Here is a 15,385-nt window from a genome sequence, read left to right on the forward strand (position 1 = left end):
CCCTTTGTCGTAGCAGGTCGTCCACGCCTCCGGGACTACAAGAACGATAAGGGGAACCCGCAATGATGCGACATCCACATGTCTGGATGGGCCTGTTGCTGTGGTCATTGTTTGGTCAGGCACAGGCAGCATGGACGGTGAACATGGCGCCCGGGGCGACGGAAGTCTCCCACGCGGTGTTCGACCTGCACATGACCATCTTCTGGATCTGCGTGATCATTGGCATCGTGGTGTTCGGCGCGATGTTCTGGTCGATGGTCGTCCACCGCCGTTCCACCGGGCAGCAGGCCGCGCACTTCCACGAGCATACCTGGGTCGAGATCCTCTGGACCGTCGTGCCCTTCCTGATCCTCGTGGCCATGGCCATCCCGGCCACCAAGACCCTGATCGACATCTACGACGCCAGCGACTCGGACATCGATATCCAGGTCACCGGCTACCAGTGGAAGTGGCACTACAAGTACCTGGGCCAGGACGTCGAGTTCTTCAGCAACCTGGCCACCCCCGCCGAGCAGATCCACAACAATTCACCGAAGGACGAGCACTACCTGCTCGAAGTCGACCAGCCGCTGGTGCTGCCGGTGGGCGCCAAGGTGCGCTTCCTGGTGACCGCCGCCGACGTCATCCATTCCTGGTGGGTGCCGGCCTTCGCGGTCAAGCGTGATGCCATCCCCGGCTTCGTCAACGAAGCCTGGACCCGGGTCGAGAAGCCCGGGATCTACCGTGGCCAGTGCACCGAACTGTGCGGCAAGGACCACGGCTTCATGCCGGTGGTGGTCGAAGTGAAATCCAAGGCCGACTACGACACCTGGCTCGGCGAGCGCAAGGCCGAGGCGGCCAAGCTCAAGGAGCTGACCAGCAAGGAATGGACCCTCGAAGAGCTGGTGGCGCGTGGCGACAAGGTCTACCACACCACCTGCGTGGCCTGTCACCAGGCCGAAGGCCAGGGGTTGCCGCCGATGTTCCCTGCCCTCAAGGGCTCGAAGATCGCCACCGGGCCCAAGGAAGCGCACCTGGGCATCGTCTTCCACGGCAAGCCGGGCACCGCCATGGCGGCATTCGGCAAGCAGCTTTCGGAAGTCGATATCGCCGCGGTGGTCACCTACGAGCGCAACGCCTGGGGCAACAACAAGGGCGACATGGTCACGCCGAAGGACGTGCTGGCGCTCAAGCAGGCCGAAGCGCAATGAGCCGGGCTACCCGCGGCAGTCAGTGGATTGCAGGAGACAGGACATGAGTGCAGTGATCGACGACCACGCCCACGGTCATGAACATGCCCACGGCCCGGCCAAGGGCCTGATGCGCTGGGTGCTGACCACCAACCACAAGGACATCGGCACGATGTACCTGTGGTTCGCCTTCACCATGTTCCTGCTTGGCGGCTCGTTCGCCATGGTGATCCGCGCCGAGCTGTTCCAGCCCGGCCTGCAGATCGTCGAGCCGGCATTCTTCAACCAGATGACCACCATGCACGGGCTGATCATGGTGTTCGGCGCGGTGATGCCGGCCTTCGTCGGCCTGGCCAACTGGATGATCCCGCTGATGATCGGCGCGCCCGACATGGCCCTGCCGCGGATGAACAACTTCAGCTTCTGGCTGCTGCCAGCGGCGTTCCTGCTGCTGGTCTCGACCCTGTTCAGCCCCGGTGGCGGGCCGAACTTCGGCTGGACCTTCTATGCCCCGCTGTCGACCACTTACGCCCCGGCCAGCGTGACCTTCTTCATTTTCGCCATCCACCTGATGGGTATCAGCTCGATCATGGGCGCGATCAACGTGATCGCCACCATCCTCAACCTGCGCGCCCCCGGCATGACCTTGATGAAAATGCCGCTGTTCGTCTGGACCTGGCTGATCACCGCGTTCCTGCTGATCGCGGTGATGCCGGTACTGGCCGGCGTGGTGACCATGATGCTGATGGACATCCATTTCGGCACCAGCTTCTTCAGCGCCGCCGGCGGCGGTGACCCGGTGTTGTTCCAGCATGTGTTCTGGTTCTTCGGTCACCCCGAGGTTTACATCATGATCCTGCCGGCCTTCGGCGCGGTCAGCTCGATCATCCCGGCGTTTTCGCGCAAGCCGCTGTTCGGCTACACCTCGATGGTCTACGCCACCGGAGCCATCGCCTTCCTGTCGTTCATCGTCTGGGCCCACCACATGTTCGTGGTCGGCATCCCGGTGGTGGGCGAGCTGTTCTTCATGTACGCCACCATGCTGATCGCCGTACCCACCGGGGTGAAGGTATTCAACTGGGTCAGCACCATGTGGGAAGGCTCGCTGACCTTCGAGACGCCGATGCTGTTCGCCATCGCCTTCGTCATCCTGTTCACCATCGGCGGCTTCTCCGGGCTGATGCTGGCCATCGCGCCTGCGGACTTCCAGTACCACGACACCTACTTCGTGGTGGCGCACTTCCACTACGTGCTGGTGCCCGGGGCGATCTTCGGCATCTTTGCCTCAGCCTACTACTGGCTGCCGAAATGGACCGGGCACATGTACGACGAAACCTTGGGCAAGCTGCACTTCTGGCTGTCGTTCGTCGGCATGAACCTGGCCTTCTTCCCCATGCATTTCGTCGGCCTGGCCGGCATGCCCCGGCGCATCCCCGACTACAACCTGCAGTTCGCCGACTTCAACATGGTCTCGTCGATCGGCGCCTTCATGTTCGGCGCCACGCAGATCTTCTTCCTGTTCATCGTCATCAAGTGCATTCGCGGTGGCGCACCGGCACCAGCCAAACCCTGGGACGGCGCCGAGGGGCTCGAGTGGTCGATCCCTTCACCAGCGCCTTACCACACCTTCCAGACACCGCCGGAAGTGAAGTAGGAGCCTGCCCATGGACGGCTTGTCGCTCAAGCGCCTGGTCAGTCGCCTGCTGATGCTGACCGTGGTGATGTTCGCCTTCGGCTTTGCCCTGGTGCCGATCTACGACGTGATGTGCAAGGCCTTCGGTATCAATGGCAAGACCGGCGGGCAGTACGCGGGCACCCAGGTGAGCGACCCGACCCGTTCGGTGCGGGTGCAGTTCATGTCGACCAATGCCGGCGACATGAGCTGGGAGTTCCACTCCACCGCCGACCAGATCGAGGTCAACCCGGGGGCGGTGAACCAGATGATCTTCGTGGCCCGCAACCCGACCAACCAGCCCATGAGCGCCCAGGCCATCCCCAGCATCACCCCTGCCGAGGCCGCGGCGTACTTTCACAAGACCGAGTGCTTCTGTTTCACCCAGCAGGTCCTGCAGCCGGGCGAGCGCATCGAGATGCCGGTGCGCTTCATCGTCGACCGCGACCTGCCGGAGTCGGTGAAACACCTGACCCTGGCCTACACCCTGTTCGACATCACCGCTCGCCACCCCCCGGTCGCCCACGCCGCGACCGAGGGCGCCCGCTGAGGGAAGGAGATACATCATGGCAAGCCACGAGCATTACTACGTACCGGCGCAGAGCAAGTGGCCGATCATTGCCACGATCGGCATGTTCATCACCGTGTTCGGGCTCGGCACCTGGTTCAACGACCTCAAGGCCGGCCACCCGGAGTCCCATGGGCCGCTGATCTTCTTCGTCGGCGCGCTTTTCCTGGCCTACATGCTGTTCGGCTGGTTCGGCGCGGTGGTCAAGGAAAGCCACGCCGGGCTCTACAGCGCGCAGATGGACCGCTCGTTCCGCTGGGGCATGAGCTGGTTCATCTTCTCCGAGGTGATGTTCTTCCTGGCTTTCTTCGGCGCGCTGTTCTACGTGCGGGTGCTGGCCGGGCCGTGGCTGGGGGGCGACGGGGCCAAGGGTGTGACGCACATGCTCTGGCCCAACTTCGAGTTCGTCTGGCCGCTGCTGCACACACCGGACCCGAAACTGTTCCCACCGCCCAAGGAGGTTATAGATCCGTGGCACCTGCCGCTGATCAATACCATCCTGCTGGTGAGCTCCAGTGTGACCGTGACCATCGCACACCACGCCCTGCGCAAGGGGCACCGCGGCACGCTGAAGCTGTGGCTGGGGCTGACGATCCTGCTGGGGCTGGCGTTCCTCGCCCTGCAGGCCTACGAGTACCACGAGGCCTACAACAAACTCGGGCTGACCCTGGGCTCGGGCATCTATGGCGCGACGTTCTTCATGCTGACCGGGTTCCATGGCGCGCACGTGACGTTGGGCACGCTGATCCTGTTCGTGATGTTCTGCCGGGTGTTGCGCGGGCACTTCGAGCCGGACAAACACTTCGGTTTCGAGGCGGCGAGCTGGTACTGGCACTTCGTCGATGTGGTGTGGGTGGGGCTGTTCATCTTCGTGTATGTGCTTTGAACACGGTGGGAACACTTAGAAAGGTGCGTGCGACACCAGTTGCCCACTGATCAGGCCCCAGGCCACCAGGGCGATGGTCAGGGTGGCGAGGGCGACGCGCACGGTAAGGGCCTTGAGCAGGCGGGTCGACTGGTCGTCGTCCTTGACCAGGAACACCAGGCCACTGAACAGGCTGGCGATGGTGGCCAGCAGCATCAGGACAATTGCGGCCTTGAGCATGGCGAAACTCCGGGGGATGCGGTGATGGATACAAGTATAGCGCTCGACCTCACGAGGCCCTGGTGAAGCCTTTTCGCCCAGGCCTGGTACCGACCCTGGTGGTGCTTGCGCTGCTGCCGGGGTTGATCGCGCTCGGCTGCTGGCAACTGCGGCGCGCCGACGAAAAGCGTGACCTGCTGGCTACCTACACCGAGCGCCAGATCGAGGCGCCGGTCACCGCTGACCGGTTGCGCCAGCTGCCGGACCCGGCGTTCTACCCCGTGCACCTGTATGGCCGGTTCGATGCCGGTCACAGCCTGCTGCTGGACAACCAGATGCGCGACGGCAAGGCCGGCGTCGAGCTGTTGCAGCCCTTCCACGACCAGGCCAGCGGCCTGTGGTTGCTGGTCAATCGCGGCTGGCTGCCGTGGCCCGACCGCCGCGTGCCGGTGCGCTTCGACACGCCGAGCCAGGCGCTGGCGCTGGACGCCACGGTCTACGTGCCGCCGGGCAAGACCTTCCAACTGCACCCGGACAACCCCGACGGACAGTGGCCGCAACTGCTGACGGCAATCGAACCGGCCGGGCTCTGGCAGCAGCTGGGCCGTGACGGCTTTGCTCAGGAACTACGCCTGCAGCCAGGCCCTGCCGCCTACCGCCTGGACTGGCCGGTGGTCGCCATGGGCCCGGAAAAGCACCAGGGCTACGCCGTGCAGTGGTTCGCCCTGGCCAGCGCGCTGGTCCTGCTCTACCTGTATTTCGGCTGGCATCACAACGACAAGGAGAACCGCCATGGCCGCCGCCACGAGTCCACTGGACGTGCCTGACCGCCGCAAGCCCCGCGGGCGCTTGCAACTGCTGTTGATCCTGTTCGTCGTGCTCGGACCGATGATCCTTGCCACCAGCATGTACAAGCTCAAGTTCTGGGTACCGGAAGGTCGCAGCTATCACGGTGTGATGATCGGCAATGGCGAGGGCCGGGCCGATATCGGCATCGATGCCCAGGACGAGCGTTGGCAGCTGTTGGTCAGCGCTCCGGGCGCCTGTGTCGAGGAATGCCAGCAACTGGTGTACCTGGCCCGGCAGATTCAGGTCGGCCTGGGTCGTGATGCCAGTCGCGCCAGCCATGCCCTGGCGGCGGCCCAGCCGCTGGCCGCCGACTACCAGGCGCTGCTGGGCCGCGAGTACCCGCAGTTGCAACGCTACCCGCTGGATGCCCAGCGCTATATCCAGAAGGTCGGCGACACTGCCCCGCAACTGTGGATCGTCGATCCTCACGGCAACCTGGTGCTGCGCTACGACGCCAAGGTCAAGGGCAAGCATGTGCTGGACGACCTGCGCCACCTGCTCAAGCTGTCCAACATCGGCTAGGAGGCTGCCATGGCCAGACCCGGATTCCGCCTTGCTGTGTTCGCCACGCTGCTGGCGCTGCTGGTCGTGCTGCTCGGCGCCTACACTCGCCTGACTCACGCCGGTCTTGGCTGCCCCGACTGGCCGGGGTGCTACGGCTTCATCAGCGTGCCCAAGACCGATGCCCAACTGGCCCATGCCGAGCTGCACTTCCCTGAGCACCCGGTGGAAGAAGCCAAGGGCTGGGCGGAGATGGTTCATCGTTATTTCGCCGGCACCCTGGCGCTGGTGATCGCACTGCTTGCCTTCCAGGCTGTACGTCGGCATGCCCATGACGGCCAGCCCTACCGCCTGCCGGTGTTGCTGCTGGGGGTGGTGCTGGCCCAGGCGGCGTTCGGCATGTGGACCGTGACACTGAAACTGTGGCCCCAGGTGGTGACCGCGCACCTGCTTGGCGGTTTCACCACGGTGAGCCTGCTTTTCCTGCTATCCCTGCGTCTATCCCGGGCCTTTGCGCCCTTGCCGAAACTGCCGCTTAGCCTACGGCGGATCGCGGCGTTGGCGCTGCTGGTGGTGATCGGCCAGATCGCCCTGGGGGGTTGGGTCAGCGCCAACTACGCGGCGGTGGCCTGCATCGACCTGCCTACCTGCCATGGCCAGTGGTGGCCGGCGGCGGACTTCAGCAACGGCTTCCACCTGACCCAGCATGTCGGCCCCAATTACCTGGGCGGGCAACTGGACAGCGATGCGCGCACGGCGATCCATGTCAGCCACCGGCTCGGCGCAATGCTGGTGCTGGCGGTTCTATCGATGCTCGGCTGGAAGCTGCACCGCCATGGCCTGAGCGGCCTGGCGCGCCTGGTATTGCTGGCGCTGGCGCTGCAGTTGGGCCTGGGCATCAGCAACGTATTGTTCCACCTGCCGCTGGGCGTGGCTGTTGCCCACAACGCCGGCGGTGTGCTGCTGCTGCTGAGCATGGTGCTGGTGAACTACCGTATCCGCGTGGTCGACAAGGTTCGCGTGGGCCATGGCTGGCGCCTGACACCGGTGGTCGGGGGGCAACTCACTCATCACATGAGGAACGATTCGTGGCGACGGTTCTGAGCACGGAGCGCCAGCGCGCCGGGTGGCGCGACTATCTGGAACTGACCAAGCCGAAGGTGGTGGTGCTGATGCTGATCACCTCGCTGGTGGGGATGTTTCTCGCCACCCGCGCAGGGGTGGCCTGGAGCGTCCTGCTGTTCGGCAACCTGGGGATTGGCTTGTGCGCGGGGGCGGCGGCGGCGGTCAACCACGTGGTCGATCGCCGCGTCGATGCGCTGATGGCCCGCACCCATAAGCGCCCACTGGCCCAGGGCCGGGTCGCGCCCTTGCCGGCACTGCTGTTCGCCTTGCTGCTGGCCGTGGCAGGTATGGTTTTGCTGCTGGCGTTCACCAACCCCCTCACCGCCTGGCTGACCCTGGCCTCGCTGCTGGGATACGCGGTGCTCTACACCGGCTTTCTCAAGCGAGCCACGCCGCAGAACATCGTGATCGGCGGCCTGGCCGGGGCAGCACCGCCATTGCTGGGCTGGGTGGCGGTCAGCGGGCACCTGGGCGCCGAGCCCCTGCTGCTGGTGCTGATCATCTTCGCCTGGACACCGCCGCACTTCTGGGCCCTTGCGATTCATCGCAAGGAGGAGTACGCAAAAGCTGATATTCCCATGCTACCCGTTACCCATGGCGAGCGTTACACGGCCCTGCATATCCTGCTCTACACCTTGATATTGCTGGCCGTGAGCCTGTTGCCCTACGCCATTCACATGAGCGGCCCGCTGTACCTGGCCTGTGCCCTGGTGCTGGGCCTGCGCTTCCTGCACTGGGCCTGGGTGTTGTACCGTGGCACCCGGCCGCACGCGGCGATCAAGACGTTCAAGTACTCTATCGGCTACCTGTTCGCCCTGTTCATCGCGTTGCTCGTAGACCACTACCTGTTGCTGAACCTATGACCCGAACCCAGAAAACCGTCTTCATCCTCGTTGCCCTGGTCGCGCTGATCATGGGCCTGACCGTCAACAAGGTGCTCAACGACCGTGGTCAGTTGAACCCCACCGAACTGATCGATGCCGGCATCATCCTGCTGCCGCAGAGCCGTACCGTGCCGGACGTGACCATGACCGACCAGGACGGCCAGCCGCTGGTGCTGGACCAGCTCAAGGGCAAGTGGTCATTGCTGTTCTTCGGCTACACCTACTGCCCGGACATCTGCCCGACCACCCTGGCCCAGTTGCGCCAGGTGAAGAGCGAGCTGCCCAAGGAGGCGCTGGAGCGTCTGCAGGTGGTGCTGGTGAGCGTCGACCCGAACCGCGACACGCCGAACCAGCTCAAGCAGTACCTGGGCTATTTCGACAAGGATTTCGTCGGGGTGGCGGGGTCGATCGAGGACACCCAGAAGCTGGCCAACGCCTTGAGCATCCCGTTCATCCCGGCCGATACCAGCAAGCCGGGGTATACCGTGGATCACAGCGGCAACCTGGCGGTGGTCGGGCCTGACGGGCGTCAGCGCGGGTTCATCCGTGCGCCGTTCAACAACCAGAAGCTGGTGGCGCAGTTGCCGGGGCTTGTGAAGCGCGACTGACCGTTGAAATGAGTCGCGGGGCAAGCCCGCTCCCACGCCGGACATAACTTGCGTTGGAGCGGGCTTGCCCCGCGATTGGCATTCAATCCTTGGGCCAGCTGCGAAAGAGCCGCAGAGCGTCCCCAGCAGTTCCGAAGTAGCACGCAGGCTATCAGACCTGGTAATTCTACCAGTTGAACGAATGTCTCATCCCTTACAGGCTAGCGCCCGAACCATTAGTTCGGAGTGCCCGAAATGCCATCTACGGACAAAAGCCGAGTTTGCAACACCAGATCTTTGGCGCAGGGCAGTACACATCGCCCCCAGGCGCTGACAATGCTGCTTAGTACCAATCAGCAAGCTTCGCCGCTTTGCGAAACTGATATGAACGGTAGACGTGTTGGAGCCTACACGCCCTACGGGCTGGAAACTGTATTGCAATCGCGCCTGGGCTTCACGGGCCAGTTGAGGTCCACCGAGCTACAAGGCTACTTGCTCGGAAATGGGTACCGCTTGTACAGCACGACATTCATGCGCTTCCATTCACCAGATTCGCTGAGCCCTTTCTTGGAGGGCGGCATCAATTGTTATGTCTACTGCAATGGCGATCCTGTGAATTTCAGCGACCCGACTGGCCATATGCTCAGATCCTCTTCGCCCGGCCGTCATTCAGGAGCGGGTAACACTGCTAGACGAATTTCTGAAAGCGGGATGTCACCTTCCCAGGTGCTGGAGGGAATGATGGCCCACTTTGATCAGCTACCACTCCCTGACACCAATACCGCTCTACAGCCACAACACGCAGTACATGGAGCAAGCTCTCCAAACACAGTAACCGGACCAAGTAGTTCGGCACCACGTCCCAATAGGGAATCAATCAAAGCGTCCATGAAGGCGGCAGTGGAGCAGAGGCTCACGACGGCAACGGCGATACCCATTGAAGTGAATCCAGCCCGTGCGCAGGCAGTTATGGTTGAACTCAGGAGAACTTCAGTGGCTTTGGGCGGTGTTACTGGTTCTTTCGCAGATCCGGCCCAGGGTTTGACGTACAACAATTACCTGGACGCTTTGGCGGTGTTGCGCGGTGGAACAGACAACTAGGCTGAGTTATCAGGTGACAAAACGCAGTCCAGCCTTTGTAGATGCATCGCGGGCAAGCCCACTCCCACAGTTGCAGTGCTAGGGTTGAGCTGGCACTGCAACTGTGGGAGCGGCCCTGGGAATTTCAGCTTAGAACGCAGGAACCACAGCGCCCTTGTACTTCTCGGTAATGAACTGCTTCACCTCAGGCGAGTGCAGGGCCTGTACCAGCTTCTTCACCGCGTCCGCGTCCTTGTTGTCCTCGCGGGTCACCAGGATGTTCACGTACGGAGAGTCCTTGCCTTCGATGGCCAGGGCGTCTTTTTCCGGGTTGAGCTTGGCTTCCAGCGCGTAGTTGGTGTTGATCAGGGCGGCATCGACCTGGGTCAGCACACGCGGGATGGTCGCGGCTTCCAGCTCCCGGAACTTCAGGTTCTTCGGGTTCTCGGCGATGTCCTTGATGGTCGACAGGATGTTCGTGTTGTCCTTGAGCTTGATCACTCCGGCCTTGTCCAGCAGCAGCAGGGCGCGGCCGCCGTTGGTGGCGTCGTTGGGAATGACCACGGCGGCGCCGGAAGGCAGTTTGTCGAGCTCCTTGACCTTGGTCGAGTACACACCCAGCGGCTCGATGTGCACGCCGGCGACGCTTACCAAGTGAGTGCCCTTGGCCTTGTTGAACTCATCCAGGTACGGCTGGTGCTGGAAGAAGTTGGCGTCCAGGCGCTTTTCCGACACCTGCACGTTCGGCTGGATGTAGTCGGTGAACTCCTTGACCTTCAGTTCCACGCCTTCCTTCGCCAGCTGCGGCTTGACGAAGTTGAGGATTTCGGCGTGCGGCACCGGGGTGGCGGCGACCGTCAGGGTCTCGGCGTGGGCCGAGAAGGCCGCTACCGCGGCGACAACAGCAAGCAGCTTCTTCATTGATCACTCCTTGTGAGGGCCGCGATGGCCCCCGAACGGGTCGGCTGGGCCGACCCCATTGGGGTTACTTACGGGAAAAATGCACGACTAGCTTGTCGCCGATCATTTGCAGTACCTGGACCAGAATGACCAGCAGCACCACGGTGACGATCATCACGTCGGTCTGGAAGCGTTGATAGCCGAAACGGATCGACAAGTCACCCAGGCCACCGGCCCCGACCACGCCGGCCATGGCGGTGTAGGACACCAAGGTGATGGCGGTCACGGTGATGGCGGCGATGATGCCCGGCATCGCTTCAGGCAGCACGGCCTTGAAGATGATCTGGCGGGTGGTGGCGCCCATCGACTGGGTCGCCTCGATGATGCCGCGGTCCACCTCACGCAGGGCGGTTTCCACCAGCCGCGCGAAGAACGGCGTGGTCCCCACCACCAGCGGCGGGATGGCACCGGCAACGCCCAGCGAGGTGCCGGTGATCAGCACCGTGATCGGGATCATCACGATCAGCAGGATGATGAACGGCACCGAACGCACGATGTTGACGATGGTCGCCAGCACGGCGTAGACCTTCTTGTGCTCGAACATCTGCCGTGGGCTGAACAGGAACAGCACGACACCCAGTGGCAGGCCCAGCAGGATGATGAAGGCCAGAGAGATGAACAGCATGACCATGGTGTCGTTGGTCGCCTGCCAGATCTCGACCCAGTCGACGTTGGCGAAATAGCTGAGGATGTCCATCAACGCAGTACCTCCATATGTACGTCAGCTGCAGTGAAGCGGGCGAATGCCGCCTCCATGTCTCCACCGATCAGGGCAAGGGTCAGCTGGCCATAGGGAATGTCCTTGATGCGGTCGATGCGCCCGGCAAGGATGCTGTAGTCCACGCCGGTTTCGCGGGCCACGGTGCCCAGCAGCGGCGCGTAGGTGGCGCAGCCCTGGAAGGTCAGGCGCACGATGCGCCCCGGCACATGGGCGAAATCGTCGCGTTGTTCGTTCTCGTCGACCTGCTCGTCTTCCTGGACGAAACGCTTGGTGGTGGCGTGCTGCGGGTGCAGGAACACGTCGGCCACCGGGCCCAGCTCGACGATCTGCCCGGCATCCATCACCGCCACGCGGTCGCAGACCCTGCGAATCACGTCCATCTCGTGGGTGATCAGCACGATGGTCAGCTTCAGCTCGCGGTTGATCTCGGCCAGCAATTGCAGGACCGAGGCCGTGGTCTGCGGGTCCAGGGCGCTGGTGGCCTCGTCGCACAGCAGGATCTTGGGGTTGGTGGACAGGGCGCGGGCGATGCCGACGCGCTGCTTCTGCCCACCCGACAGTTGCGCCGGGTACTTGCGGGCATGCTCGGAAAGGCCGACACGGGCCAGCAGCTCGGTGACGCGCTTGTCGATCTCGCCACGCGACAGCTCGCCCGCCAGCACCAGCGGCAGGGCGACATTGTCGGCGACGGTCTTGGAGGCCAGCAGGTTGAAGTGCTGGAAGATCATGCCGACCTGCTGGCGGAAGCGCCGCAGCTGGTTCGAGTCGAAGGCGGTGACGTCTTCACCGTCGACCACGATCTTGCCGCCGGACGGCTCCTCGAGGCGGTTGATAAGGCGCAGCATGGTGCTCTTGCCGGCACCGGAGTGGCCGATCAGGCCGAACACCTGGCCATCTTCGATGGTCAGGCTGGTCGGGTTCAGGGCCGGGATATCCCTACCGGCGACGCGGTAGGTCTTGTGGACATTTTGAAACTCGATCACTGAGCGAACCTTGTGGGGCGCATGGAATTTGGGTCAGCGGTTAGCCGGGGCGCGCATTTTAGCCTTTTCCCCTGCGTGTTCTTAGCATTTATTTCGTCACGCTCCAATCCAATCGGCATAACGCGACGGTCGGCAATCCGATTGAACGCATTCAAGGGCGGCCCAGTCACTACTTCAACTAGCCCGAATGGGCAGCCTGAAGACTGATGAGGAGAGCCGAAGATGCCCAGCAAGAAGCCCCTGGCGCCGCAGCCGAGCACGGTCGCCGGCACCGACACCCCGGACAAGGCCAACACCAACGCCAAACTGCAGAGCTTGGAAGCGTTTCGCAGTGACGCCAGCGGCCAGGCGTTGCGTACCAACCAGGGGGTGAAGATCGCCGACAACCAGAACAGCCTTAAGGCTGGAGCTCGCGGGCCTTCGCTGCTCGAAGACTTCATCATGCGCGAGAAGATCACCCACTTCGACCATGAGCGCATACCCGAGCGCATCGTCCATGCCCGCGGGACCGGCGCCCATGGCTACTTCCAGAGCTACGGCTGCCATGCCGAACTGACCAAGGCCGGTTTCCTGCAAGATCCCGAGAAAATCACCCCGGTGTTCGTGCGCTTTTCCACCGTGCAGGGTCCACGCGGGTCGGGCGACACGGTGCGCGACGTGCGCGGCTTTGCGGTGAAGTTCTACACCGATGAAGGCAACTTCGATCTGGTCGGCAACAACATGCCGGTGTTCTTCATCCAGGACGCGATCAAGTTCCCCGACTTCGTCCACGCGGTCAAACCCGAACCGCACAACGAGATGCCCACCGGTGGCTCTGCCCACGACACCTTCTGGGACTTCGTTTCGCTGGTGCCGGAATCCGCGCACATGGTCATGTGGGCGATGTCCGACCGGGCCATTCCGCGCAGCCTGCGCATGATGGAAGGCTTTGGCGTGCATACCTTCCGGTTGATCAATGCCCAAGGCGTGGCCAGCTTCGTCAAGTTCCACTGGAAGCCGCGCCAGGGCGTGCACTCTGTGCTGTGGGACGAAGCCCAGAAGCTTGCCGGCAAGGACACCGACTACCACCGCCGCGACCTGTGGGAAGCGATCGAGACCGGTCATTACCCGGAATGGGAGCTGGGCGTGCAGATTGTGCCGGAGGCGGACGAGCACAAGTTCGACTTCGACTTGCTCGACCCGACCAAGATCATTCCCGAGGAGCTGGTGCCGGTAACCCCGCTGGGCAAAATGGTCCTCGACCGCAACCCAGACAACTTCTTTGCCGAGGTGGAGCAGATCGCCTTCTGCCCCGGGCATATCGTGCCGGGCATCGATTTCAGCAACGATCCGTTATTGCAGGGCCGGCTGTTTTCTTACACCGATACCCAGATCAGCCGTCTGGGTGGGCCGAACTTCCATGAGATCCCGATCAACCGTCCTGTTGCGCCCAACCACAGCGGCCAGCGCGATGCGATGCATCGAATGACCATCGACAAGGGTCGGGCGTCCTACGAGCCCAACTCGATCGATGGCGGCTGGCCGAAGGAAACGCCCCCCGCCGCGCAGGATGGCGGTTTCGAAAGTTATCAAGAGCGCATCGACGCTCATAAGATCCGCCAGCGCAGCGAGTCGTTCGGCGATCATTTCTCCCAGGCGCGGCTTTTCTTCCAGAGCATGAGCCCCACCGAACAGCAGCACATCATCAAGGCCTACAGCTTCGAGCTGGGCAAGGTGGAGCGCGAGACGATCCGGGCGCGGGAGGTGAACGAGATCCTGGCCAATATCGACCTCAAGCTGGCAGCTGCCGTGGCGGCCAACCTCGGCTTGCCGGCGCCGAAGGCCGGGACGGTTACGGTCAAGACCAGCAAGCCGGCGCAATCCGAGGCACTGAGCCAGATGAATCACCCCGGTGACATCGGTATCAGTGGGCGCAAGATTGCCATCCTGATGGCTGACGGCGTGGACGATACGAGCGTCGACAAGGTGGTAAAGGCGCTGGAGGCACAGCGTGCGCGTCCGATGCTGCTGGGGGCGACCTCGGCACCGGTCAAGACTGCCGGTGGCAAGCAGCTGCCGGTGGATGCGTCGATGGAGGGGATGCCGTCGGTGATGTTCGACGGCGTGTGGGTGCCGGCGGGCAAGGCTTCGCTGGAGGCGCTGGAAAACAGCGGCGTGGCCAAGCACTTCCTGCTCGAGGCCTACAAGCATCTCAAGCCCATGGGCGTAGCCAGTGAAGGCAAGCTGCTGCTGAACAAGCTGGGGCTCAAGGAGGATGCGGGGCTGCTACTGGGCGATGACCAGAAGGCGTTCGAGGCCTTCTTCAAAGCAGTCGAGGGGCACCGGGTGTGGGCGCGGGAGGCGGCTGCCGAAGCTATTCCTGCTTAATCGAGGGCTGCTCTGCAGCCTATCGCCGCGGTCCGTCCACGACAAGCCGGCTCCCACAGATTGTAGGCGTTCCCTGTGGGAGCCGGCTTGTCGGCGATGAGGCCCGGACAGGTTTATTGCTGATGGGGAATCAACACCACCTGCGCCGGCAATGAACGCTGGATCTCATGCTTCTGCTTCAGCTCGAATCCACTGTCGAGCTTGCGCACCCGCTTCTGCAGAAGGGTCTTGAGCCAAGGCGCATCCTCGGTGCGCGGCACCTGGAACACTACATCGCACTGATAACTCACCACGTCCGCCGCGATATCGTCCAGTTGGCGACGCATGGCGCGGCTATCGGTGGTTTTAAGTGCCACGACGGTGGTCGGCGCGGTGGGGTCGATCACCCGGGCCTTGGGCTTGGACTCGGCAGCCTTGAGCGCCGCTTCGGCCTTTTCCAGTTCGGCCTTGCGGGCCTGGGCCACGGCATCGCCGCCGGTCAGGGCCGGGGCTTGCGGCATCAGCGCGCGGGCGCGGGCCAATGCCGTGGCAGCGGCATTCACATCGCCCTTCTGCAGGACGATCTGGCTACGGCGCAGGTAGGCCTCGGCCAGCTGACGCTGATGCGGTTCGAGGCGGGCATCATCCGGCGCCTGGCCCTGCAAGGCGACCAGTTGATCCTCGGCGGTGGCCAGCTCGTTGCTGGCGATGCTTTGCTCGAGCTGCTGCCAGGCATCGGGCTGGGCAGGCGCCACCGGCTGTTCGGCCGGCTTGCTGGAGCAGGCAGCCAGGAACAGGGAAAACGCGGCAACAAGCAGATAACGTGAGGCGAACGGCTTCATTCCTGCGACTCTCT

The 15,385-nt window shown here is 63.2% G+C and carries 16 protein-coding genes; 11 read left to right on the forward strand and 5 right to left on the reverse strand.

Annotated elements, in window-relative coordinates; all coding sequences use genetic code 11:
• The first annotated feature begins 62 nt into the window (after positions 1-62).
• Genes coxB through OH705_RS01405 form a run of 4 tightly spaced genes read left to right on the forward strand, consistent with a single transcriptional unit; the run spans position 63 to position 4,295 of the window.
• Positions 63-1,190, forward strand: a complete 1,128-nt coding sequence (coxB, locus tag OH705_RS01390; RefSeq protein ID WP_023628964.1) for a cytochrome c oxidase subunit II — start codon at positions 63-65, stop codon at positions 1,188-1,190.
• Between the two features lie 43 nt (positions 1,191-1,233).
• Positions 1,234-2,823: a cytochrome c oxidase subunit I gene (gene ctaD / locus OH705_RS01395; protein WP_023628965.1), complete on the forward strand. Its 1,590-nt coding sequence runs from the start codon at positions 1,234-1,236 to the stop codon at positions 2,821-2,823.
• A gap of 10 nt (positions 2,824-2,833) precedes the next feature.
• Positions 2,834-3,391, forward strand: coding sequence for a cytochrome c oxidase assembly protein (locus tag OH705_RS01400; RefSeq protein ID WP_038707108.1), 558 nt, complete (start codon positions 2,834-2,836; stop codon positions 3,389-3,391).
• Positions 3,392-3,407: 16 nt separating this feature from the next.
• Entirely contained in the window at positions 3,408-4,295 is an 888-nt protein-coding gene (locus tag OH705_RS01405; RefSeq protein ID WP_031314487.1) for a cytochrome c oxidase subunit 3, read from the forward strand.
• Positions 4,296-4,310: 15 nt separating this feature from the next.
• Here the strand turns inward: OH705_RS01405 and OH705_RS01410 are convergent, their stop codons facing one another.
• The gene (locus OH705_RS01410; protein WP_023628968.1) at positions 4,311-4,514 is read right to left on the reverse strand and encodes a twin transmembrane helix small protein; all 204 of its coding nucleotides are present in this window, start codon (positions 4,512-4,514) and stop codon (positions 4,311-4,313) included.
• A gap of 62 nt (positions 4,515-4,576) precedes the next feature.
• On the opposite strand from OH705_RS01410, the gene OH705_RS01415 reads away from it, so the two are divergent.
• The 6 genes from OH705_RS01415 (at position 4,577) to OH705_RS29170 (ending at position 9,540) form a co-directional block, all read left to right on the forward strand.
• Positions 4,577-5,320, forward strand: a complete 744-nt coding sequence (locus OH705_RS01415; protein WP_267300667.1) for an SURF1 family protein — start codon at positions 4,577-4,579, stop codon at positions 5,318-5,320.
• Positions 5,286-5,864, forward strand: coding sequence for a hypothetical protein (locus OH705_RS01420; RefSeq protein WP_046853607.1), 579 nt, complete (start codon positions 5,286-5,288; stop codon positions 5,862-5,864). The genes OH705_RS01415 and OH705_RS01420 overlap by 35 nt, the downstream gene beginning before the upstream one ends.
• A 9-nt stretch (positions 5,865-5,873) precedes the next feature.
• Positions 5,874-6,947, forward strand: a complete 1,074-nt coding sequence (locus OH705_RS01425) for a COX15/CtaA family protein (RefSeq protein WP_267300670.1) — start codon at positions 5,874-5,876, stop codon at positions 6,945-6,947.
• Complete coding sequence (gene cyoE / locus OH705_RS01430; protein ID WP_263159660.1) at positions 6,932-7,831, forward strand: heme o synthase; 900 nt, start codon at positions 6,932-6,934, stop codon at positions 7,829-7,831. Before OH705_RS01425 ends, cyoE begins: the two co-directional genes overlap by 16 nt.
• Positions 7,828-8,460 (forward strand): SCO family protein, encoded by a 633-nt coding sequence (locus OH705_RS01435; protein WP_094010798.1) that lies wholly within the window; start codon positions 7,828-7,830, stop codon positions 8,458-8,460. Before cyoE ends, OH705_RS01435 begins: the two co-directional genes overlap by 4 nt.
• Positions 8,461-8,775: 315 nt before the next feature.
• Positions 8,776-9,540 carry an RHS repeat-associated core domain-containing protein gene (locus tag OH705_RS29170; protein ID WP_416383560.1) on the forward strand — a complete coding sequence of 255 codons (765 nt, stop codon included), beginning with the start codon at positions 8,776-8,778 and terminating at the stop codon, positions 9,538-9,540.
• Between the two features lie 129 nt (positions 9,541-9,669).
• Here OH705_RS29170 and OH705_RS01445 read toward each other — a convergent pair whose 3' ends face one another.
• The 3 genes from OH705_RS01445 to OH705_RS01455 all read right to left on the reverse strand — a co-directional run bounded on the left by OH705_RS01445 (position 9,670) and on the right by OH705_RS01455 (position 12,183).
• Positions 9,670-10,440, reverse strand: coding sequence for a MetQ/NlpA family ABC transporter substrate-binding protein (locus OH705_RS01445; RefSeq protein WP_023632565.1), 771 nt, complete (start codon positions 10,438-10,440; stop codon positions 9,670-9,672).
• A 64-nt stretch (positions 10,441-10,504) separates the two neighbouring features.
• Complete coding sequence (locus tag OH705_RS01450; protein WP_023632566.1) at positions 10,505-11,176, reverse strand: methionine ABC transporter permease; 672 nt, start codon at positions 11,174-11,176, stop codon at positions 10,505-10,507.
• Complete coding sequence (locus OH705_RS01455) at positions 11,176-12,183, reverse strand: methionine ABC transporter ATP-binding protein (protein WP_094010796.1); 1,008 nt, start codon at positions 12,181-12,183, stop codon at positions 11,176-11,178. The genes OH705_RS01450 and OH705_RS01455 overlap by 1 nt, the downstream gene beginning before the upstream one ends.
• A 222-nt stretch (positions 12,184-12,405) precedes the next feature.
• Here OH705_RS01455 and katE point away from each other — a divergent pair, with 222 nt between their 5' ends.
• Positions 12,406-14,550, forward strand: coding sequence for a catalase HPII (katE, locus tag OH705_RS01460; protein WP_267300677.1), 2,145 nt, complete (start codon positions 12,406-12,408; stop codon positions 14,548-14,550).
• 113 nt (positions 14,551-14,663) lie between these two features.
• Here katE and OH705_RS01465 read toward each other — a convergent pair whose 3' ends face one another.
• Positions 14,664-15,371 carry a PA5502 family lipoprotein gene (locus OH705_RS01465; protein ID WP_094010794.1) on the reverse strand — a complete coding sequence of 236 codons (708 nt, stop codon included), beginning with the start codon at positions 15,369-15,371 and terminating at the stop codon, positions 14,664-14,666.
• Positions 15,372-15,385: the final 14 nt, after the last annotated feature.

The sequence above is a fragment of the Pseudomonas sp. BJa3 genome (assembly GCF_026343815.1).
GTDB classification, from domain to species: domain Bacteria; phylum Pseudomonadota; class Gammaproteobacteria; order Pseudomonadales; family Pseudomonadaceae; genus Aquipseudomonas; species Aquipseudomonas soli.

Excerpts from the sequence above, each read along its gene's own strand:
- coxB (WP_023628964.1), top strand. The coding sequence starts at position 63 with ATGATGCGACATCCACATGTCTGGATGGGCCTGTTGCTGTGGTCATTG.
- ctaD (WP_023628965.1), top strand. The coding sequence starts at position 1,234 with ATGAGTGCAGTGATCGACGACCACGCCCACGGTCATGAACATGCCCAC.
- OH705_RS01400 (WP_038707108.1), top strand. The coding sequence starts at position 2,834 with ATGGACGGCTTGTCGCTCAAGCGCCTGGTCAGTCGCCTGCTGATGCTG.
- OH705_RS01405 (WP_031314487.1), top strand. The coding sequence starts at position 3,408 with ATGGCAAGCCACGAGCATTACTACGTACCGGCGCAGAGCAAGTGGCCG.
- OH705_RS01410 (WP_023628968.1), bottom strand. The coding sequence starts at position 4,514 with ATGCTCAAGGCCGCAATTGTCCTGATGCTGCTGGCCACCATCGCCAGC.
- OH705_RS01420 (WP_046853607.1), top strand. The coding sequence starts at position 5,286 with ATGGCCGCCGCCACGAGTCCACTGGACGTGCCTGACCGCCGCAAGCCC.
- OH705_RS01425 (WP_267300670.1), top strand. The coding sequence starts at position 5,874 with ATGGCCAGACCCGGATTCCGCCTTGCTGTGTTCGCCACGCTGCTGGCG.
- OH705_RS01435 (WP_094010798.1), top strand. The coding sequence starts at position 7,828 with ATGACCCGAACCCAGAAAACCGTCTTCATCCTCGTTGCCCTGGTCGCG.
- OH705_RS29170 (WP_416383560.1), top strand. The coding sequence starts at position 8,776 with ATGCTGCTTAGTACCAATCAGCAAGCTTCGCCGCTTTGCGAAACTGAT.
- OH705_RS01445 (WP_023632565.1), bottom strand. The coding sequence starts at position 10,440 with ATGAAGAAGCTGCTTGCTGTTGTCGCCGCGGTAGCGGCCTTCTCGGCC.
- OH705_RS01450 (WP_023632566.1), bottom strand. The coding sequence starts at position 11,176 with ATGGACATCCTCAGCTATTTCGCCAACGTCGACTGGGTCGAGATCTGG.
- katE (WP_267300677.1), top strand. The coding sequence starts at position 12,406 with ATGCCCAGCAAGAAGCCCCTGGCGCCGCAGCCGAGCACGGTCGCCGGC.
- OH705_RS01465 (WP_094010794.1), bottom strand. The coding sequence starts at position 15,371 with ATGAAGCCGTTCGCCTCACGTTATCTGCTTGTTGCCGCGTTTTCCCTG.